Genomic DNA, 20072 nt, shown 5'->3' on the forward strand with positions numbered 1-20072 from the left:
ATTTCTCTTGTTCGGGATGGGGTGGTTCGGCTCAAGGGGACAGGTCTCAGAATGTCAGCACCCTGTCGGCCTGTTCGGTGGCCTCGGCCAGGGCGTCCATGGTACTGCGCTTGGCACCCGTCACCACCTCGTCATCGGTAAGCCCGCGGGCATCCATGCAGGTGCCGCACAGCAGGACCCGCCCCTTGGTCGTGACGCGCTTGACCATGCGTTCGGTGTTGTAGAAGCCGTCCGGGGTCTTCTGTCCCGTCTTGGCGCCGGATACCGCATCGCCCAGCAGGAAGAGGGTGACCTCATGTTCGCGCTTGATCAACGCATGGGCCAGACGAAGGCCGTTGTAGAGCCTTTCGGTACCGTAGGGGGGATCGTTGATGATGATGAGGGTCTGCATGGCGCGGTTTCCTTGCTGTCATTCTATGAAGTGATAGAATGATGGTCGTGACCACGATCTGCTGTCAAGCGACAGAGCCCCTTCGCCTTCCGAGCCGAGATGAACCGATGACCTCGCAACAAGACCTTCTCGATACCCTGGCCCAGGTCGCACGTGCCCTGGGCAACGGCCATCGCCTGGCGCTGCTGGAGCGGCTGGCGCAGGGGGATGCCGCGGTGGAGACGCTGGCCGTCACCACCGGCCTCACGGTGGGCAATGCCTCCCAGCACCTGCAGCAGCTGCGGCGTGCGGGGCTCGTCACCGCCACTCGCGCCGGCAAGCAGATGATCTACCGCCTGACCGACGAGCGCATCGTCAGCCTCATGGGGCTGATGCGGCAGGTGGCCGAGTCCAACCTGGCCGAGATGGAACGCCTGGTCGGACGACTGTTTGCCGAGGACGATGCGGGGGGAAGCCTAGAGGCGGTCTCTCGACACGAGCTGCTGGCCGGGCTGGAAAGCGGCAAGGTGGTACTGCTGGACGTGCGCCCCACGGACGAGTTCGAGTCCGGCCACCTGCCCGAGGCGATCAATATCCCCCTGGCACAGTTGGAGGAGATGCTGGACAGGCTGCCCCACGACAGGGAGATCATCGCCTACTGCCGTGGCCCCTATTGTGCGCTGTCCCATGAGGCCGTGCAGCGGCTGCGCCAGCTCGGCTATCGCGTCAGGCGCTTCGAGGAAGGCTATCCCGAATGGAAGGCGGCGGGTCTTCCCGTGACCTGAGGCCAGGCCATGAGTGACCTGCTCTTGACCCATGAACCGGTGGTTCGGGGCGCCGTCTTCATTACTATCCTGCTGGTGATGGCCGTCTGGGAGGTCGTCGCCAGGCGGCGTCCCCAACGGATAGGTCGCGCCAGGCGCTGGCCAGGCAACCTCCTGATCGTAGTCCTGGATACGCTGGCGGTTCGCCTGGTGTTTCCCCTTGCCGCCGTCGGCGCTGCCCTGGTCGCTGCCGAACAGGGCCGGGGCCTCTTCAACCTGGTGGTAGTACCGGGATGGCTGGCGATAGTGGCGTCAGTCGTCGTGCTGGATCTGGCCATCTACTTCCAGCACCGGCTATTCCATGCCGTTCCCTGGCTATGGCGCCTTCATCGCATGCATCACGCGGACCTGGAGTTCGACGTGACCACCGGCCTGCGCTTCCATCCCCTGGAGATCCTGCTGTCGATGGGCGTCAAGCTCGCCGTGGTGACCGTGCTGGGGGCACCGGCGGTGGCGGTAGTGCTCTTCGAAGTCCTGCTCAATGCCACCTCGATGTTCAACCATGGCAATGTCCGCCTGCCCGCCAGGATCGACCGCTGGCTGCGCCTTCTCGTGGTGACACCCGACATGCATCGTGTCCACCACTCCATCGTTCGTGAGGAAACGGACAGCAACTTCGGCTTCAACCTGCCGTGGTGGGATCGGCTCTTCGCCACCTACCGGGACCAGCCAGCCGCTGGCCACCTCGGCATGACGATCGGCATCGAGGCCTTCAGGGAGGCGCGCGATCTCCGGCTGGACCGCATGCTGATCCAGCCCTTCATGAAGGCGCGACCGCATGGGAAGCCGCCCCGGTCTTGACGTAAGGCGACCGATTCGGGCGGGTCCCCGTCGACCCTCTGCCTACAGATTCCACCCCATTGTCATGTCCGGAACTGGCGAAGGAAGCGGCGGTCCAGTCGTCGCTTCCAGGCCAGGGCCAGGCGCCCGCCCCACCAGCGGCGGCCGCGGATGGCGAGTCCCTGGCCGGCGCCCAGGTCGAGGATCGCCAGGGCCAGCCGCTGGGGAACGTAGGGGGTCAGGGGGCCACCGGCCAGGCGTGCCGCCAGGTTGTCGAGCAGCACCGGGGCCTGGCGGATGCCGTGGATGCGCAGGCGCGGCAGCTCGTGGTGCAGCATGGCCGCACAGTCGCCGGCGGCGAAGATGTCGGGATGGCCGGGGCTCTGCAGGGTGGCTTCCACGGCCAGGCCACGTCCGGGAATCAGTGGCAGGCCCAGTCGTTCGACCACCTCGGGCGGGGCCAGCCCCGAGGCATGCACGACATGGTCGGCCGCCAACCATTGCAGGCTGTCCTCGCCCCAGGCGTTGGTCTCGGTGGCGAAGGTCACCCCGCCGGCGGCATGGCCGGTGACGTTGAGGCCGAACCGGACCCGGATCTCGCGACGCTCGAGCTGGCGCATCAGCCAGCGCACGGCCCCTGCGGGGGCGCCTTCGAGTAACCGCTCGCCGCGGGTCACCAGCAGGATCTCGGGGCGGGCGGCATGGCGCCTGGCCAGTTCGCGCAACTGACAGGCTACCTCCACCCCGCTCGGGCCACCCCCGACGACGACCAGCCGGGGGGTGAGGCCACGGGAGAATTCCTGTTCCAGGCAGTGGCGCAGGGCGAGCAGCCGCGGGATCGGCTTGACGGCCCAGACAAGCGGTCCCGGCGTGCGCCTGGCGGGGCAGGGCGTGCGCGACCCCAGGTTCAGCGAGAGCAGCGAGAAGTCGAGCTCGCGACCGTCATCCAGCCGGGCAATCCGTGCCTCCGGGTCGAGGTGAGCGAGGCGACCCCGCAGGGCTTGCACGCCAAAGGGGGCCGCCAGGCGGGTCGGGTCCAGGCGATCCTCGGCGGCGGTGTGGTGGGCCCCGAGCATACCGGTGGCCCGTCCCGAGTACCAGAAGCTCCCGGGGTCGACGAGGGTGACATCGGCGGCCTCGAGGCGGTGGCGATGTCGGATCAGGTGCAGGTGGGCGTGCCCGGCACCGACCAGCAGCAGGCGGGGTCGTCCGGCGCGAGGAGGTGTGGGATCCATCCGGCGATGGTAGCGGAAAGGCGCAGGACAGGCGACACGGGCGCCCGGATTGACAGGCCGCAGCGAACGGGGCGTGTCAACGCGACGAGGTGGCCGGTGCGCTCGCCTCCCGGGGGCGTGACTGCCAGGCCGACCAGGAGTAGAGGGCCAGTCCTGTCCAGATCAGCATGAAGGTGGCCAGTTGCACGGGTGCCAGGGGCTCATGGAACACCAGCAGGGCGATGACGAACTGGATGGTCGGGTTGAGGTACATCAGGAAGCCCAGGGTGGCCAGACGCAGCCGCCGCGCGGCCCCGGCGAAGGCCAGCAGGGGTAGGGCAGTGATCACGCCGCTGGCCACCAGCAGGCCGGTGGTACGGCCATCCCCGAGGAAGTGGGAGAGCCCGGCCTGGGTGAGCCAGCCCAGCGCCATCAGGGCCAGGGGCAGGAGCAGCAGGGTCTCGACGAAGAGTCCCGACAGCCCGTCCAGTGGCACCTGCTTGCGCAGCAGGCCATAGGTACCGAAGGAGAAGGCCAGGGCCAGGCTGATCCAGGGCAGCTCGCCCAGCATCACCAGTTGGATCGCGATGGCCAGTCCCGCGAGTCCCACCGCCACGCCCTGCAGGCGCGCCATGCGCTCGCGCAGCACCAGCATGCCTAGCCCCACGTTGACCAGCGGCGTCATGAAGTAGCCCAGGCTCGCCTGGAGCACATGCCGGGTCTCCACCGAATAGATGTAGAGCCCCCAGTTCAGGGCGATGAGCAGGGCGCAACCCAGCACCCGACCGAGGCGCCTGGGCTCGGCAATGGCCCGGCGGATGGGGGCCCAGCGGCCGAGCAGGGTGACCAGCCCGACCAGGAAGACACAGGACCAGATCACCCTATGAACCAGTATCTCGAAGGCGGGAACGCCCTGGAAAAGGGCGAAGAACAGCGGGAAGCAGCCCCAGGCCACATAGGCGGTCAGGCCGAAGGCGACGCCCTTGCCGGTTTCCTGGTGCGGGGCAGAGGTGGAATGGCTGGACATGAAGGCCTCGAATCGAAACGCGTAGACCTTAGCAGGCTATTGGCCGTGCCGCCATGGGTCTCGTGTGGCGGCTGACGATGACGGGGCTCCTGGGGTAGGCTGTGACGGGCCTATTACCTGGACGGGAGTTCCCGCATGAGCGAACTGAGAACCACCCTGGTGCAGTGCGACCTGCGCTGGGAAGACCCCGATGCCAACTGCCGGATGCTCGAGGAGACCCTGGGCGGGCTCGGCGCCGACGACACCGACCTGATCGTGCTGCCGGAGATGTTCGCCACCGGCTTTACCATGAATTCCCGGGAGATGGCCGAGCCCATGGCCGAGAGCCGTACCGTGGCCTGGCTCAAGGACCAGGCGGCCCGCCGCGGCTGCGTGGTCACCGGCAGTGTGGCCGTGGTGGAGAACGGCGACTACTTCAATCGCCTGGTCTGGGCGCGTCCGGACGGCAGCCTGGTCACCTACGACAAGCGTCACCTGTTTCGCATGGCCGGGGAGCACGAGCGCTACGCCATGGGCCACGAGCGGGTGATCGTCGAGCTCAAGGGATTCCGCATCCTGCTCAGCGTCTGCTACGACCTGCGCTTCCCCGTCTGGCTGCGCCAGCAGCCCGGGCCCGACGAGCACTTCGAGTATGACGCCCTGCTCTGCGTGGCCAACTGGCCGGCGCCGCGCCGCCACCCCTGGCGGGTGCTGCTGCAGGCCCGGGCCATCGAGAACCTCTGCCCGGTGATCGGCGTCAATCGGGTCGGCGAGGATGCCAAGGGACTCGCCTATGCCGGCGATTCCATGCTGGTCGATGCCAAGGGCGAGGCGCTGATCGACGAGCCTCGTGACACCCCCTTCCTGAAGACCGGTAGCCTCTCGCTCGAGGAATTGCACGGCTTCCGCGAGAAGTTTCCCGCCTGGCGTGATGCCGACCACTTCGGCCTCGCCGACGGGGTGGGCTACTGATGCGCCTGGACCGTTTCCTCTGCGAGACCACCGACCTGACGCGCAGCCTGGCCAAGAAGGCCCTGCACCGCGAGGAGGTCCAGGTGGACGGCGAGGTAATCAAGAACCCCGCCACCCAGGTCGACGAGCACACCCGTGTCACCTGGAACGGCGAGCGCCTGGCCCTGGTCGGCCTGCGCTACGTGATGCTGCACAAGCCCGAGGGAGTCGAATGCAGCGCCCGTCGCGGCCTCTACCCGCTGGTCCGCGAGCTGGTCGACCTGCCCCATGTGGAGCGTCTGCAGACGGTGGGCCGGCTGGACGTCGACACCACGGGCCTCGTCCTGCTTACCGACGACGGCCAGTGGTCCCATCGAGTCACCTCGCCGAAGCGCCGCTGTGGCAAGGTCTACGAGGTCACGTTGGCCGAGCCGCTGGACGGGGAGGCGCTGGACAACGCCGTGGCCCGTTTCGCCGCGGGGGTGCTGCTCGACGGGGAAGAGAAGCCGACCCGTCCCGCTGAACTGGCCATGCGCTCACCGTGCGTTGCCGAGCTGACCCTGTTCGAGGGCAAGTACCATCAGGTCAAGCGGATGTTCGCGGCCATCGGCCACCACGTGGTGGCCCTGCATCGCGAGTCGATCGGGCCGCTGTCACTCGGTGAGCTGAGTGCCGGCGAGTGGCGCGAACTCACCGAGGATGAGGTGGGGCTGTTCTGAGGCCGGTGCGGTGCCATGAGTCTTCGCTCGCCTCGGCCCCTTGGTGCAGGCGGCGTCAGGCGTAGGTCTCGATTCTCGCCCGTCCGCGGTGCTTGGCCGAGTACAGCGCCTTGTCGGCGAGCCCGATCAGCGTCAGCGGGTCGCCGGCATGCTCGGGGTAGGTGGCGATGCCGCAGGAGATCGACAGGGGCCCGAGCACCCTGTCACGGTGACGGAAACGCGTCCGGCTCAGCACCTCCAGCAGCTCGGCGAGGCGCGCCTCGGCGATGGCCGCGCTGGCCCCCGGCATGATGATGACGAACTCCTCGCCGCCCATACGGCAGACCACGTCGGCATCACGGAAGTGGTGGGTCAGTACTCGTCCTACGCCGACCAGCACCGTATCCCCCGCCTCGTGCCCCTCGCGGTCGTTGAACTGCTTGAAGTGGTCGATATCGATCATCGCCAGGGTCAGCGGCGCGTCGTGTCGGCGTGCGACGGCCGCCTCGTGCTCGAGCAGCTCGTCGAAGTAGCGGCGGTTGTGCAACCCGGTCAGGGCGTCCTGGTAGGAGTAGGCCTGCAGCTTCTCGACCATCTGCTCCAGTGCCCGCGTACGCTCGGCGACCTGCTTCTCGAGGGAGAGGTTGAGCCGGCGCAGTTCGCGCTGGGTATGCCGGTAGTGCCATAGCGAGATCATCACGATGGCCAGCGCGAAGCCCAGCGCGGCGACGCTAACCGGAACACGGCGCCAGGGCAGCAGCCCATGGGCCACGGCCATGTCAACCAGCAGCAGCAGGGCGAAGAGCCCGTAGCTGGCGATGATCAGCTTCTGCTCGGCGTTGAGGGCGCCCAGGTGTACGACGATGGTCGTGAACATCACCAGCAGGGTGACCAGCAGCAGGGCATCGAAGGGCGGGAAGGTGCTGGAGAGGTCGATGACCCCGGCCAGCGCCAGTCCTGGCGCCATCACCAGGTAGCCCAGGTGGAGCTGCCAGATGCGCCTCAGCAGCGTCGGGCGTTGCTCGGCGAACCAGTGCTCCAGCATCAGCCCCATGGCCACCGGCAGGGTGTAGTAGCCGATAGCAGCCAGGGTGTCCCAAAGCAGCGGGACCTCCAGCAGCAGCTGGCTGGCCTGCGTCTCGGCCAGCAGCATGCTGCCCGCCCCGAGGGCGAACAGCCCGATGCCGAAGAAGCTTCGCCGGTTGGCCTGTACGAGGGCGAAGATGAAGGCGAGCAGGGCGAGCAGCAGCAGGAAGGTGCTGATGACCAGGTCCCCGGCCGAACGCTCGAGGATGTAGTGCAGCAGGTCGAGGCGGTCCATCAGCTTGACCTCGCCCCACAGGCCGATGTCGGTGTAGTCGGAGAAGACCCGGAAGTAGAGGGTCTTGCCCGCGAAGTCCTCGGGCAGGCTGATCATGTGCCAGGGCCAGCCCTCGAAGCGTCCCTCCCCGCGGGCATCGAAGTGCCCGTACTGGTAGATCAGCTCGTCTTCCAGCCAGGCCTGGGTGATCAGGTCGACGCTGTAGATGTAGAGCACCGGGTCGCGCCACTCGCCCTCGGGTAGGGTGATGCGAAACCAGGCGTGCTTGCTGCCTCCACGGCCCGGAGGGTTGGACGGGAAGGCGATCGGCTGCCACTCGCCCTGCGAGGCCGGGTCGTCGACCCAGGCCGGGGTGCCGTCGGCCCGGAAGGGAGAGTCCCCCCAGCGATATTCCCAGCCCTTGTCGAGGTCCAGCGGGGCGGGGCCGGCGAAGACGGGCGCGGCCATCAGCAACGCCAGCAACAGGGTCCCGAGCAGGGAGAAGAAGAGTGTACGCATGGCGTCCTGAGGCCTCGGATCAGATCGACAGTGTAACCCAGCGTAACCCGTGGCGGATGTCTCCTTTGTCAACGCCCCGCTGCAGGTCGCAAGACATTCTGGACGAGACGTTATTATACCGTTATCTATCTATGTGGCTGGCAGTAGAAGCCCCCTGAATACGGACTCATGAGCGAGAGTGGCAAGACGAACAAGCCTCCCGCTGTATGCATGCGGCAACGTTGCCCAGCCATTGGGACTGTTTGCTGATCGGCTCACTCGCGCGGGGCAAGCCCGGCGGCCGCCACCAGGGCCCGTGTGTAGTCGCTGGCGGGGTTCTCGAGGACCTGCAGGCAGTCGCCCTGTTCCATCACCTCGCCGTCCTTGAGGACCAGCACTCGGTGGGCCATGGCCCGCACCACCGCCAGGTCATGACTGATGAACAGATAGCTGAGCCGACGGCGGGTCTGGAGGTCACGCAGCAGCTCCACAAGCTGCTTCTGCACGCTGCGGTCCAGGGCCGAGGTGGGTTCGTCGAGGACCACCAGCCGTGGCTCGAGGATGATCGCCCGGGCCACGGCGATGCGTTGTCGCTGGCCGCCGGAGAACTCGTGGGGGTAGCGGGAGGCGCACTCCTCGGGCAGGCCCACCTCGCGTAGGGTGGCACGCACGCGGCGGTCGACCTCGGCGATGGCGAGTTCCGGGTGATGGAAGCGCAATCCTTCGCTGACGATATCGAAGACCGGCAGTCGTGGCGAAAGCGAGCCATAGGGGTCCTGGAACACCACCTGAAGGCTGCGGCGTTGGCGTCGCAGGGCGTTGCCGGTCAGCTGGTCGAGCCGTATGCCGTCGAAGTCGATCTCGCCGCTGCCCTGGCCCAGGCGCAGCAGCGCATGAGCCAGGGTGGTCTTGCCCGAACCGGATTCGCCGACGATGCCCAGGGTCTCGCCGGGCGCCACGTGCAGGTCCAGCGGCTTGACCGCCTCAAACGGGGGCGGGCGTCGGGCGAACAGCCGTGTCGGGCGAGGGAAGCGGACCCCGACCCCCCGGGCGCTCAGCAGCGGGGCGACTCGCGCGACGGGCGCCGGGCGGCCCGAAGGCTCTGCCTCCAGCAGTTGCCGGGTGTAGTCACTGCGGGGCTGGGTGAAGACCTCGGCCACTGGGCCGGTCTCCTGCTCACGGCCGGCATGCAGCACGCAGATCCTGTCGGCATGTCGGCGCACCAGGTTGAGGTCGTGGGTGATGAAGAGCATGCCCATCCCGTGGGCATCGCGCAGTTCGGCAAGCAGGGCGAGGATTTCCTGCTGCACGGTGACGTCAAGCGCGGTGGTGGGCTCGTCGGCGATCAGCAGCTCGGGTCCATTGGCAATGGCCATGGCGATCATCACCCGCTGGCGCTGGCCGCCGGAGATCTGGTGCGGCCAGGCATCCAGCAGTTCGTCGGCGCGCGGCAGCTTGACCTGTTCCAGCAGTTCCCGGGTGCGCGCCCGGGCGGCCCTGCCCGTGAGTCCCTGGTGCAGGCGCAGGGTCTCGCCGATCTGCTTGCCGATGGGGTGCAGCGGGTTGAGCGAGGTCATGGGTTCCTGGAAGACGAAGCCCACCCGGCTACCACGCAGCCCTCGCCAGCCCCGGTCGGACAGGGTGGCGAGATCCGTATCAGCCAGTTGGCGCCCGCCTTCGACCCGCGCATTGGGGGGCAGCAGGTTCATGGCGCCGAGTGCCGAGACCGACTTGCCGGAGCCGGATTCGCCGACCAGGGCGAGGGTCTCGCCACGGTTGACGGTCAGCGACAGTCGGTCGACCACAGTGACCTCATCGAAGGCGATGGTCAGGTCGTGCAGCTGCAGCAGGGGGGTGGTCATGGGCTCACGCATCTTGCCCGCTCCTCGGGGGTTCGCTCGGTGCCGGGGAAGGGCTGGCGGCATGCTGGATATGGCGGGGGTCGAAGGCGTCGCGAAGCCCCTCGCCGATGAACACCAGCAGCGAGAGCATCACCGAGAGGGTGACGAAGGCGGTGATGCCCAGCCATGGGGCCTGCAGGTTGTTCTTGCCCTGGGCGACCAGCTCGCCCAGGGACGGCGAGCCCGGTGGCAGGCCGAAGCCGAGGAAGTCCAGGGCGGTGAGGGTGGTAATGGCGCCGGTGAACAGGAAGGGGATGAAGGTCAGGGTCGCCACCATGGCATTGGGCAGGACATGGCGCCACATGATCAGCCGCGACGGCAGGCCCATGGCTCGAGCGGCACGGACATACTCGAGATTCCGGGCGCGCAGGAACTCGGCGCGCACCACGTCGACCAGACCCAGCCAGGAGAACAGCAGCATGATGCCCAGCAGCCACCAGAGGTTGGGTTCCACCAGGCTCGCCAGGATGATCAGCAGGAAGAGCATCGGCAGTCCCGACCAGATCTCGGTGAAACGCTGGCCGATCAGGTCCACCTTGCCGCCGAAGTAGCCCTGGATGCCGCCGGCCAGGACTCCCAGCACCAGCGATCCCGCGGTGAGCACCAGGGCGAAGATCACCGAGAGGCGGAAGCCGTAGATCACCCTCGCCAGGACGTCGCGGCCCTGGTCGTCGGTGCCTAGCCAGTGCCGGGTGGTGGGCGGTGACGGCGCCGGGTGGTCCAGTTCCTTGTCCAGGGTCTCGTAGGAGAAGGGGATCGGTGGCCAGAGCATCCAGCCGTTGGCCATGATCTCGTCGCGCACGAAGGGGTCGTGGTAGTCCGCAGGGCTCGGCAGGAACCCCCCGAACTCGGTATCGGGATAGTCCACCAGGACAGGCACGTACCATTGTCCCTGGTACTGCATGACGATGGGCCGGTCGTTGGCGATCAGCTCGGCCACCAGGCTGACCACGAAGAGGGCCGCGAAGATCCACAGCGAGAACCGGGCCCGGCGGTTGTCGCGGAAGACCGCCAGGCGGCGGCGGGTGATGGGGGAGAGGTCGCGCGAGAGCAGTGACATCGGTTCAGGACTCCCGTGTCTCGAAGTCGATGCGCGGGTCCACCCACACATAGGTCAGGTCGGAGATCAGCTTCAGGACCAGTCCGATCAGGGTGTAGAGGTAGAGGGTCCCGAAGATCACCGGGTAGTCGCGCTGCATCACGGCTTCGAAGCCCAGCAGGCCCAGGCCGTTGAGCGAGAAGATCACCTCGATCAGCAGCGACCCGGTAAAGAAGATGCCGACCAGGGCGGCCGGCAGCCCGGCGATGATGATCAGCATGGCGTTGCGGAAGACGTGGCCGTAGAGCACTCGTCGGTCGCTGGCTCCCTTGGCACGGGCGGTGAGCACATACTGCTTGTGGACCTCGTCGAGAAAGCTGTTCTTGGTCAGCATGGTCAGGGTCGCGAAGCTGCCGATCGCCGAGGCGATCACCGGCAGGGTGATGTGCCAGAGGTAGTCCTTGACCTTGCCCCAGGCGGAGAGCTCGTCGAAGTCCGGTGAGGTGAGGCCACGCAGTGGGAACAGGTCCCAGTAGCTGCCGCCGGCGAACAGCACGATCAGCAGGATGGCGAACAGGAAGCCGGGGATGGCGTAACCGACGATCACCAGTCCCGAGCTCCAGACGTCGAAGCGTGAGCCATGTCGCAGGGCCTTGCGAATGCCCAGCGGGATCGATACCAGATAGACCACCAGCGTGGTCCAGAGCCCCAGCGAAATCGACACGGGAAGCCGCTCGAGCATCAGGGTGGTGACCTGCTCGTCACGGAAGAAGCTCTCGCCGAAATCGAAGGTGGCATAGTCGGCAATCATGCCGAGGAAGCGCTCGTGGGCGGGCTGGTCGAACCCGAACTGGGCCTCGAGCTTCTCGATGAAGGCGGGGGGGATGCCCCGGGCGCCTCGCGACTCACCGCCCGACGCGACGTCCCCGCCCCCCCCTTCCATACGGGTGCTGGCCTGGCTGGAGAGGCCCTCGAAACGGGCCAGCACCTGGTCGATGGGACCGCCCGGTGCAGCCTGGACGATGATGAAGTTGAGCAGCATGATCCCCAGCAGGGTGGGGATCATCAACAGCAGGCGGCGCAGTACATAGCGGGCCACGGCGTATCCTTACTCCACGGGTGACGGCAGCCGGCGGGCCGGGCGCCGGTCATGCACCTTCAGCGGTTGCGCTGGCGGCTCTCGATCTCGGCGCCGCGCTCGGGGTCCACCCACCAGGCGGCCAGGTCCAGGTTGTACTCGGGGAAGGGTTCCTGCCAGCCGAACTTGTCCCACAGGGCGATCCGCGTCTGGCCCAGGTGCCACTGGGGAATGACGTAGAAGCCCCAGCGCAGTACCCGATCCAGCGCCCTGGCGGCCGTGTCCAGCGCCTCTCGGGAGTCGGCGGCGATCAGGGTGTCGACCAACTCGTCGATCACCGGGTCACTGAGCCCGATCAGGTTGCGGCTCTGGGGAACCTCGGCGTATTCGCTGGTCCAGAAATCACGCTGCTCGTTGCCGGGGTTGGCCGACTGGGGGAAGCTGCCGACGATGATATCGAAGTCGAAGCCGCGGAGGCGGTTGAGGTACTGGTTGACGTCGACGATGCGGATATCGCCCTCGATGCCCAGCTTGGCCAGGTTCTGAAGCAGCGGCTGCACGACCCGCTCGAACTGGCTATCGAAAAGCAGCACCTCCAGCGTCAGCGGTGCGCCGGAGTCGAGGTGGGTCATGACGCCGTCGCGGACCACATAGCCGGCCTGGTTGAGCAGCTCGAGCGCCCTGGCGAGCCGTGGACGCATCTCCTCAGGGTGCTCGATAGGCAGGGGCTCATCGAAGACCCGCTCGGGCAAGGCCTCTCGGTGCGGTTCGAGCAGGGCCAGCTCGGCCTCGCTCGGCAGGCCTTCGGCCGCCATCTCGGAGTTGGCGAAGTAGCTCTCGGTGCGTTGGTAGGCGCCGTAGAAGAGGTTGCGGTTGAGCCACTCGAAGTCGAAGGCCAGGTTGAGGGCCTCGCGGACGCGGACGTCCTGGAATTTGTCGCGCCGCAGGTTCATCACATAGGCCTGCATGCCCGCGGGCTGGCCGTCCGGTACTTCGAGCCGCTTGACGAACCCCTCTTCCAGGGCCGGGAAGTCGTAGGCGGTGGCCCAGTTTCGGGCGCTGGTCTCGATACGCATGTCGAGGTTGCCGGCCTTGAACGCCTCGAGGGCTACCGTCTGGTCGCGGTAGTAGTCGTAGACCAGTCGATCGACGTTGTGGCGGCCCCGGTTCACCGGGAGGTCCCGCGCCCAGTAGTCGTCGACGCGCTCAAAGACGATGCGCCGTCCCGGCTCCACCTCGCCGATGCGGTAGGGGCCGGAGCCGAGCAGGGCGTCGCGGGTGGTGGCCTCGAAATCACGATCCTGCCAGAAGTGCGCCGGCAGGATCGGCAACTGGCCGATGATCAACGGCAGCTCGCGCGATTCGCTGTCGGCGAGGTCGAAGTGGACAGTGTCCTCGTCGAGTGCCTGTACGTCGATGACGTCGGCATAGTAGGCGCCGTAGAAGGGCTGGCCCTTCTCGGTCAGGGTCTCGAAGCTGAATACCACGTCCTCGGCGGTCACCGGCTCGCCGTCATGAAAGCGTGCTTCGGGATGCAGGTCGAATTCGATCCACTGTCGCTCTGGATCGAGTCGCACGCCATCGGCGAGCAGGCCATACATCGAGAAGGGCTCGTCGGGGTTCTGGGTCAGCAGGGTGTCGTAGATCTCGGTCAGGCCGGTGGCCGGGGTGCCGCGGATGATGAAGGGGTTGGTGGAATCGAAGCTGCCGATGGCCGAGCGCACCAGGCTGCCCCCCTTCGGTGCGTCGGGGGCCGCATGGGGGAAGTGTGCGAAGTCCGCGGGCAGGCGCGGGTCACCATAGAGGGCCAGGCCGTGCACGGTCGGCACGTCGGCCGGCTCGGCCGCCAGGGCCGGTCCGCCGAGCAGCGTGCCCAGCAGCAGGCCCAGGCCAGGGGCAGCGTGTCGCATCGATCAGGTTCCTTGTAGCAGGCGGGGCCGTGGCCCCTGACATCAACTACCGGAAAGTGTCAGCTGTTGCCCCGGTTGTAAAGCGTCGCGCCGCTCGATGCCGTTCCAGCGGGCCAGGTCGGCCAGCGCCACGGCATGGCGCGAGGCGATCGCCGAGAGGCTGTCCCCGCGGCGGACCACGTAGACGTCATCGCCGTCGGTGGCGGCCGCTCTACGGCTTGGGCCCCCGCTGAGACGGGCCACCAGCCGCTCGGCGCTGTCGGCGGGCACCAGCAGCCGCTTGACGTGGCGGGGGTCGGCCCGGTTGCCGAGCAGGCCGGGATTGAGGTCGGCCAGGGCCGCATGGGGGACTCCCGCCAGGCGAGCCGCCTCGCCGATGTCCATGGGCCGGGTCACCGGGACCTCGGCCACGGCCGGCGCGGCCTCGATCCGGGGCAGCTCGACGTTGTAGCGTTCCGGCTCGGCGATGATCGCCGAGATGGCGATCAGTTTGGGGACGTAGGCCATGGTCTCGCGCGGCAGCTCCAGGTCCCAGTAGGTGCCGGCCTGACCCCCGGAGAGCGCGGCGCTGCGAGCACGGTTCACGGTGCCGGCGCCGGCATTGTAGGCCGCGAGGGAGAGCTCGATGTCACCCTCGTACCACTGCTCGGCCTGCATCTCGATGTAGTCCAGGGCGGCATGGGTGGAGCGCGCCACATCCAGGCGGCCATCGTAGCCGCCGCCGCGACGAAGTCCCAGGGCATGGCCGGTGCCCGGCATGAACTGCCAGAGACCGGCCGCCCCGCGATGGCTCTGGGCGGTGGGGTCGAAGGAGCTCTCGATGAAGGGGATCAGGGCGACCTCGCCGGGCAGTCCGCGCTCCTCGACCCGTTCGGTGATCCAGGCGAGCCAGGGCCTGGCGCGCTCGGTGATCTCGACGATGTTGTGGGGGCTCTGGCGGTAGTGATCGATCCATTGCTGCACGCGTGGCTGATCGATGTCCCCTTGCCACTGGAAGGCCTCGGCGAGGCGCGACCAGGCATCCCTGGGCTCGAGGGCCAGGGCATCCCAGAAGGTCTGGTTCGAGGGAAGCGGGGTGGGTTGGGCCGTATGGCTGGCCGAATCGTCCTTGAAGGCGCGCTGGGGCGTCGGTGAGGCCTGGCTGTTGCCAGTGGTGGCCATCAGTGAACCCATCAGCGCGAGACAGCTGGTGAAGCCCAGGATCCGTCGACGTGTCGTGTAGTAAGTCATCGAAAGGTGATCTCCTGGTCATGCGGGGGACTGCCGCTACGGGCAGGCCTCGTGTCATCCATCAGCGGCGAGTTCAGAAGGCATCCTTCCAGGCGCGCAGCGTGGTGAAGGTCGTCAGGTCACTGTCGGTGTCCCCATGCGCCGATGCGGCCTGGCGCACGCCGGCCGAGGCGCAGCGCAGGAAGGGGTTGATACGGCGTTCGCGGCCCAGGGTGGTGGGCAGGGTGGGGCGGTCTAGCTCGCGGGCCCGCTGGCACTCCGCCTCGGCGGCCTCGATATCGGCATTGTCCGGGTCGGCGGCGCGGGCGAACGCCAGGTTGGCCATGGTGTACTCGTGGGCGGCGAACACCAGGGTGTCCTCCGGCAGGGAGTCGAGGCGCGACAGTGATTCATGCATCTGCGTCGGGGTGCCTTCGAAGAGCCGGCCGCAACCGGCACTGAACAGCACGTCGCCGCTGAACAGCAGCGGCGGGATGCCTGGCGTGAAGAAACCGATATGATCCAGCGTGTGGCCGGGCAGGGCGAGCACCTCGAACAGCCTGCCCATCACCCGCACCTCGTCGCCGTCGCCGACCCGCTCGTCGATGCCTTCGATCTCGGGATTGTCCGGGCCGATCACCCGCGGCGAGTAGCGCTTGATCAGCTCCGCCAGCCCCCCGGTGTGGTCGTGATGATGGTGGGTTATCAGTACGGTACCCAGTTCCAGTCCCTCGCGCTCCAGCCACTTGATCACCGGCGTTGCATCGCCGGGATCCACCACGCAGACTGCCTGGCTCGTGTCCTGGCGCAGCAGCCAGATATAGTTGTCGCTAAAGGCGGGTATCGGTGTCACGCTCAACATGGGATCGGGGTCCTTGACGGAGGCGTTGCCAGACGCTACCGAGATTCGTTGCGATATGGTTTACAAAACCCGGCACTGTGGAGGGAAAACGGCACTATGTCAAATTCGCGGGATCCCCATGCCCTGGCGCGGCTGGTCCGGGAGGGAAGGCGCTACTGGGCGTCGCCGGCGGGCCAGGCCCTGTGGCGGGCCGAGCGCGCCTGCCTGGGACCGGTCTGCGAACGCCTGGTCGGGCGGCACAGCCTGGAGCTGGGCATGGCCCCCGTGCTCAGTGACATCTGTCCGATCGCCCATGCCCTGGGCTGGTCACCGAGCCGCGAGATGGCCGATCACGAGTCGACCCTGGTGTGTCCGCCGGATGCCTTGCCCCTCCCCGATGACAGCCTGAGCCTGGTGGTGGTCCACCATCTGCTGGAGGTGGTGGACGAACCGCACCACATGCTGCAGGAGGCGGCTCGCGTCACGGCCGACAATGGGCATCTGATCATCTTCGGCTGGTGCCCGCTGAGCGCCGGTGGACTCTCGCGGGCCTGGCCGGGCAAGCGACGTCGCATGCCCTGGCTAGGCCACTGGCGCTCTCCCGGCCGGCTTGGCGACTGGCTGGCGTTTGTCGACTTCGAGATCGAGCGGGTAGACTATTGCGGCTTCCATCTGCCCGGCAGCCTGCCGCGCAATGCCATGCTGGAGACCCTCGGGCGGCGCCACAATCTGCCGTTGGGCGACAGCTACATGCTTCATGCCCGCCGCCGGGCACAGCTCGCCCAGTCGCAGCGCTCGCGCTTCGAGCTGGCCCGCCCCCTGGCCGGGCCGGCGCTGGGCAACGCCACGCGGCTTGGGCCACTACCGGAAAGGAACCGCAAGGGTGACTGACAGACGCCACGCCGAGCCCCCACAGACAGTGACGATCTATACCGATGGGGCCTGCCGCGGCAATCCCGGTCCCGGCGGATGGGGGGCACTGCTGGTCAGTGGGCACCACGAGAAGGCGCTCAAGGGCTTCGAGGCGGTGACCACCAACAACCGCATGGAACTCATGGCGGCGATCATGGCGCTGCGCGAGCTCAAGCGTCCCTGCCGGGTGGCGTTGTGGACCGACTCCGAGTACCTGCGCAAGGGCATCACCGAGTGGATCCATAACTGGATCAAGCGCGGCTGGAAGACCGCGTCCCGCCAGCCGGTCAAGAATGCCGAGCTGTGGCGTGAACTCCACGAGGAGACGCATCGCCACGAGATCGAGTGGCACTGGGTCAAGGGACACAGTGGCCACCCCGGCAACGAGCGGGCCGACGAGCTGGCCAACCAGGCCATCGATGAGCACCGGGCCCGCGCCTGACCCCTCGCCTTTCCCTGCGAGCCGACGAGAGACACCCATGCGTCAGATCATCCTGGATACCGAGACCACCGGCATCGATCCCCGTGACGGTCATCGCCTGATCGAGATCGGGGCGGTGGAGATGGTCAACCGCCGCCTCACCGGCAACCGCTATCACCAGTACATCAATCCCGAGCGGGATATCGAGGCCGAGGCCGTGGGCGTGCACGGCATCACCAACGAGCGTGTGGCCGAGGAGCCGGTCTTCGCCGAGATCGCCGACGCCTTCTGGGCCTTCATCGAGGGGGCCGAGCTGGTGATCCATAACGCCCCCTTCGACGTGGGCTTCATCGACCATGAGTTCGGCATGCTCAACGCACGGCGCGGCGAGCCACGGCTCGGCCCGGTGGCCGACCATTGCCGCATCCTCGATACCTTGACCCTGGCGCGGGACAAGCATCCCGGCCAGCGCAACAGTCTGGATGCCCTGTGCAAGCGCTACGAGATCGACAACGGGCATCGGGTCCTGCACGGCGCCCTGCTCGATGCCGAGATCCTCGCCGATGTCTACCTGGCCATGACCGGGGGGCAGACCATGCTCTCCCTGGACGCCTCGGCGACATCGGAAGGACGTGCCGGTGAGCAGCAGGGGATGGCCATCCGCCGGTTGTCCCTCTCGCCGGGGCAGCTGCGGGTCGTCCCACCCGACGAGGCGGAGCTGGCGGCACACCGGGCCAAGCTGGACCGTATCCGCGATGCGACGGGCGAGTGTCGCTGGGATGCACACCCCGGCCTGCCCGGCGGCGAGGCCTCGCGCTGATGCTGCGGCGGGAACTGCCCAGCGAGGAGACGGCAGGGCGGGTCATACGCCTGGCCGGAGGGCGCATCGCGCCTGGGGTCGACGATGGCCCCCTGCAGGCCTTCCAGCCCTGGCATGAGCGGATGCAGCCGCTGTGCTGGTGGCAGGAGGAGCCGGTGGCGCTCTCGATGGAGGCGCTGCCCGGGGATGACTGGCTCGACGCTCGGGCCTGGCTGGCCCGGCTGCCGGAATCCTGGTTCCCGCTGGTCTCCACGGCTTTGCAGGTGGCGGCCTGGCTCGACAACCACCGCTTCTGCGGACGCTGCGGTGCGCCGGCGAGGCGTCTCGGCGCCGAGTTCGCCATGCACTGCGAGCAGTGCGGCCATCGCAACTATCCGCGCATCTCGCCCTGCATCATCACCCTGGTCACCCATGGCGAGTCGCTGCTGCTGGCCCGCAGTCCGCGTTTTCCGCCTGGGCGCTACTCGACCCTGGCCGGGTTCATCGAGCCCGGCGAATCGGCCGAGGAGGCCGTGCGTCGTGAGATCTTCGAGGAGGTAGGGCTCAGCGTGGGGCGCGTCAGCTACTACCGGAGCCAGGCCTGGCCCTTTCCCCACTCGCTGATGCTGGGATTCTTCGCCGAGGCGGCCAGCCGGCGCATCCGCATCGACGGCGTCGAGATCGCCGATGCCGCCTGGTTCAGCCCGCGGCGCCTGCCCCAGCTGCCGCCGCTCTACTCCATCTCCCGGGCATTGATCGAGACCCACCTCAGGGAGGTCGGGGCCCGGGAATGAAGGGCTGAGGCGGCCCGCGGAAGGCGGCCCAGCAGGGGCTCAGTGGCCGGGGAACAGGCTAGTCAGCTGCGTCGCCAGCATGACGTTGCCGGTGGCCTTGAGCTTGCCGGTCATGAAGGCGTTCATGCCGTTGATCTCGCCGTTCATCACCCCCTTGAGGGTCTCGCTGTGCATGCTCAGGCTGACCGAGGGATCGTCGTGCTCGCCCTCGTGGACTTCCAGCGTACCGTCGTCCACGACCAGGTAATGGTCGCCGGCATCGGTGAAGTGGAACTGGAAGACTTCGTGCATGCCGCTGGCGGCCTCGGCGTCGAAGCGGCGCTTCAGCTTGTCGATGATGGCGTCTGACATGGGGATCCTTGATCGCAGGAGGGTGTCCGAAGTCAGAGCGTATTTGAAACGGTTGTTTGATTCAAGCGCCCTTGTGCCGGCGGGAAGGCCCCGGGCAGGATGTCGGGACAGCGAGCGAAAGGAGAAGGCAGTGAACGAGTGGCTGACGGAATTCGGCATGTTCGTGGCGCAGCTGTTGACCCTGGTGGTGATCGGCGGCCTGGCGGTGGCGGTGTTTCTGCGGGTCAGGGGCGAGACGGGGGAGCGCACCCGCCTGCGGCTCGATGAGCTCAACGGTACGCGCCGCTACCGCCGTCGTCGGATGCAGCTGGCGGCCAGCCAGCCGGGCGCACGCAAGCGGCTGGCCAAGGCCTTCCGCCGCGATGACAAGGAACATGACCGTCGCGGTCGCAAGGGGGAAGGGGAGGCCTCGCCGACGGTCTGGGTGCTCGATTTCCATGGTGACATCAAGGCCAGTGGCACCGGGCAGCTGGCCGAGGAGGTCTCGGCGGTGCTGGCGGTGGCCGGCCAGGGGGACGAGGTCGTGATACGCCTGGAGTCGGCCGGCGGTCTCGTGCATGGCTACGGCCTGGCGGGCGCCGAGCTGGATCGCCTGCGCGAGGCGGGCCTCTCCACCACGGTGTGTGTCGACAAGGTCGCGGCCAGCGGCGGATACCTGATGGCCTGCGCGGCCGACCAGCTGCGAGCGGCCCCCTTCGCGGTGATCGGCTCCATCGGCGTGGTCGCCCAGCTGCCCAACCTGCATCGCCTGCTCAAGCGCCACGACATCGACGTGGAGCTGCTCACGGCAGGGCGCTACAAACGCACTCTCACGATCTTCGGCGAGAATACCGAGGAGGGCCGCGAGAAGTTCCTCGAGGACCTCGAGACCACCCACGAGCTCTTCAAGCGCCATGTGGCCGAGCGGCGTCCGGGACTCGACATCGAGGCGGTGGCCACCGGCGAGATCTGGTACGGCAGCGATGCGCTGACGAAGGGTCTGGTGGATGGCCTGGGAACCAGCGAGGCCTACCTGGTCGAGCGCATGCAGCAGGCGCAGGTGATCAGCCTGAAGCTGGAGCAGAAGCACAAGCTCGGCGACCGTCTGGGCATGGCGGTCTCGCGGGGCGTCGAGCGGAGCATCGAGCGAGGACTGGAGATGCTCGATGCCGGGCGCTGGCAGAAGCGTTGATCGGG

At 67.6% G+C, this 20072-nt stretch carries 20 protein-coding genes; 9 read left to right on the plus strand and 11 right to left on the minus strand.

Going from position 1 to position 20072, the window contains the following annotated elements:
• Nucleotides 1-46 precede the first annotated feature (46 nt).
• Complete coding sequence (locus QLQ83_RS12650) at nt 47-391, minus strand: DsrE/DsrF/TusD sulfur relay family protein (protein WP_282735878.1); 345 nt, start codon at nt 389-391, stop codon at nt 47-49.
• A gap of 107 nt (nt 392-498) precedes the next feature.
• Here QLQ83_RS12650 and QLQ83_RS12655 point away from each other — a divergent pair, with 107 nt between their 5' ends.
• Both QLQ83_RS12655 and QLQ83_RS12660 read left to right on the plus strand, forming a co-directional pair.
• The gene (locus QLQ83_RS12655; protein WP_282735879.1) at nt 499-1155 is read left to right on the plus strand and encodes an ArsR/SmtB family transcription factor; all 657 of its coding nucleotides are present in this window, start codon (nt 499-501) and stop codon (nt 1153-1155) included.
• A 9-nt stretch (nt 1156-1164) separates the two neighbouring features.
• Nucleotides 1165-1995 carry a sterol desaturase family protein gene (locus QLQ83_RS12660; protein WP_282735880.1) on the plus strand — a complete coding sequence of 277 codons (831 nt, stop codon included), beginning with the start codon at nt 1165-1167 and terminating at the stop codon, nt 1993-1995.
• Between the two features lie 62 nt (nt 1996-2057).
• On the opposite strand, the gene QLQ83_RS12665 is transcribed toward QLQ83_RS12660, so the two are convergent.
• Nucleotides 2058-3209, minus strand: coding sequence for an NAD(P)/FAD-dependent oxidoreductase (locus QLQ83_RS12665; protein ID WP_282735881.1), 1152 nt, complete (start codon nt 3207-3209; stop codon nt 2058-2060).
• A 76-nt stretch (nt 3210-3285) separates the two neighbouring features.
• Nucleotides 3286-4215 (minus strand): EamA family transporter RarD, encoded by a 930-nt coding sequence (gene rarD / locus QLQ83_RS12670; RefSeq protein WP_282735882.1) that lies wholly within the window; start codon nt 4213-4215, stop codon nt 3286-3288.
• A 135-nt stretch (nt 4216-4350) separates the two neighbouring features.
• Here rarD and QLQ83_RS12675 point away from each other — a divergent pair, with 135 nt between their 5' ends.
• Nucleotides 4351-5166 (plus strand): amidohydrolase, encoded by an 816-nt coding sequence (locus QLQ83_RS12675; RefSeq protein WP_282735883.1) that lies wholly within the window; start codon nt 4351-4353, stop codon nt 5164-5166.
• On the plus strand, nt 5166-5864 hold the full coding sequence (locus QLQ83_RS12680) for a pseudouridine synthase (protein ID WP_282735884.1): 699 nt from the start codon (nt 5166-5168) through the stop codon (nt 5862-5864). Before QLQ83_RS12675 ends, QLQ83_RS12680 begins: the two co-directional genes overlap by 1 nt.
• 55 nt (nt 5865-5919) lie before the next feature.
• On the opposite strand, the gene QLQ83_RS12685 is transcribed toward QLQ83_RS12680, so the two are convergent.
• The 7 genes from QLQ83_RS12685 to gloB all read right to left on the minus strand — a co-directional run bounded on the left by QLQ83_RS12685 (nt 5920) and on the right by gloB (nt 15640).
• Nucleotides 5920-7662, minus strand: coding sequence for a sensor domain-containing diguanylate cyclase (locus QLQ83_RS12685; protein ID WP_282735885.1), 1743 nt, complete (start codon nt 7660-7662; stop codon nt 5920-5922).
• Nucleotides 7663-7916: 254 nt separating this feature from the next.
• Nucleotides 7917-9515, minus strand: coding sequence for an ABC transporter ATP-binding protein (locus QLQ83_RS12690; RefSeq protein ID WP_282735886.1), 1599 nt, complete (start codon nt 9513-9515; stop codon nt 7917-7919).
• Nucleotides 9508-10602, minus strand: coding sequence for an ABC transporter permease (locus QLQ83_RS12695; protein WP_282735887.1), 1095 nt, complete (start codon nt 10600-10602; stop codon nt 9508-9510). Before QLQ83_RS12695 ends, QLQ83_RS12690 begins: the two co-directional genes overlap by 8 nt.
• A 4-nt stretch (nt 10603-10606) precedes the next feature.
• Nucleotides 10607-11680: a microcin C ABC transporter permease YejB gene (locus QLQ83_RS12700; RefSeq protein ID WP_282735888.1), complete on the minus strand. Its 1074-nt coding sequence runs from the start codon at nt 11678-11680 to the stop codon at nt 10607-10609.
• A gap of 59 nt (nt 11681-11739) precedes the next feature.
• Nucleotides 11740-13569 carry an extracellular solute-binding protein gene (locus QLQ83_RS12705; protein WP_282735889.1) on the minus strand — a complete coding sequence of 610 codons (1830 nt, stop codon included), beginning with the start codon at nt 13567-13569 and terminating at the stop codon, nt 11740-11742.
• Nucleotides 13570-13611: 42 nt separating this feature from the next.
• Entirely contained in the window at nt 13612-14799 is a 1188-nt protein-coding gene (locus QLQ83_RS12710; RefSeq protein WP_282735890.1) for a transglycosylase SLT domain-containing protein, read from the minus strand.
• Between the two features lie 73 nt (nt 14800-14872).
• Nucleotides 14873-15640, minus strand: a complete 768-nt coding sequence (gloB, locus tag QLQ83_RS12715) for a hydroxyacylglutathione hydrolase (RefSeq protein WP_282735891.1) — start codon at nt 15638-15640, stop codon at nt 14873-14875.
• Between the two features lie 96 nt (nt 15641-15736).
• On the opposite strand from gloB, the gene QLQ83_RS12720 reads away from it, so the two are divergent.
• From QLQ83_RS12720 to nudC, 4 genes are read left to right on the plus strand one after another with little or no spacing between them, the layout of a single operon-like run.
• Entirely contained in the window at nt 15737-16510 is a 774-nt protein-coding gene (locus QLQ83_RS12720) for a methyltransferase domain-containing protein (RefSeq protein ID WP_282735892.1), read from the plus strand.
• Nucleotides 16503-16973, plus strand: a complete 471-nt coding sequence (gene rnhA / locus QLQ83_RS12725) for a ribonuclease HI (RefSeq protein WP_282735893.1) — start codon at nt 16503-16505, stop codon at nt 16971-16973. Before QLQ83_RS12720 ends, rnhA begins: the two co-directional genes overlap by 8 nt.
• Before the next feature lie 37 nt (nt 16974-17010).
• Complete coding sequence (dnaQ, locus tag QLQ83_RS12730) at nt 17011-17772, plus strand: DNA polymerase III subunit epsilon (protein ID WP_282735894.1); 762 nt, start codon at nt 17011-17013, stop codon at nt 17770-17772.
• On the plus strand, nt 17772-18545 hold the full coding sequence (nudC, locus tag QLQ83_RS12735) for an NAD(+) diphosphatase (protein ID WP_282735895.1): 774 nt from the start codon (nt 17772-17774) through the stop codon (nt 18543-18545). The genes dnaQ and nudC overlap by 1 nt, the downstream gene beginning before the upstream one ends.
• A gap of 39 nt (nt 18546-18584) precedes the next feature.
• On the opposite strand, the gene QLQ83_RS12740 is transcribed toward nudC, so the two are convergent.
• Nucleotides 18585-18896, minus strand: a complete 312-nt coding sequence (locus QLQ83_RS12740; protein ID WP_282735896.1) for an SCP2 sterol-binding domain-containing protein — start codon at nt 18894-18896, stop codon at nt 18585-18587.
• 130 nt (nt 18897-19026) lie between these two features.
• On the opposite strand from QLQ83_RS12740, the gene sohB reads away from it, so the two are divergent.
• On the plus strand, nt 19027-20067 hold the full coding sequence (gene sohB / locus QLQ83_RS12745; protein WP_282735897.1) for a protease SohB: 1041 nt from the start codon (nt 19027-19029) through the stop codon (nt 20065-20067).
• Nucleotides 20068-20072 lie beyond the last annotated feature (5 nt).

It is taken from the genome of Halomonas rhizosphaerae, from assembly GCF_030010555.1.
Classification (GTDB): Bacteria; Pseudomonadota; Gammaproteobacteria; order Pseudomonadales; family Halomonadaceae; genus Halomonas; species Halomonas rhizosphaerae.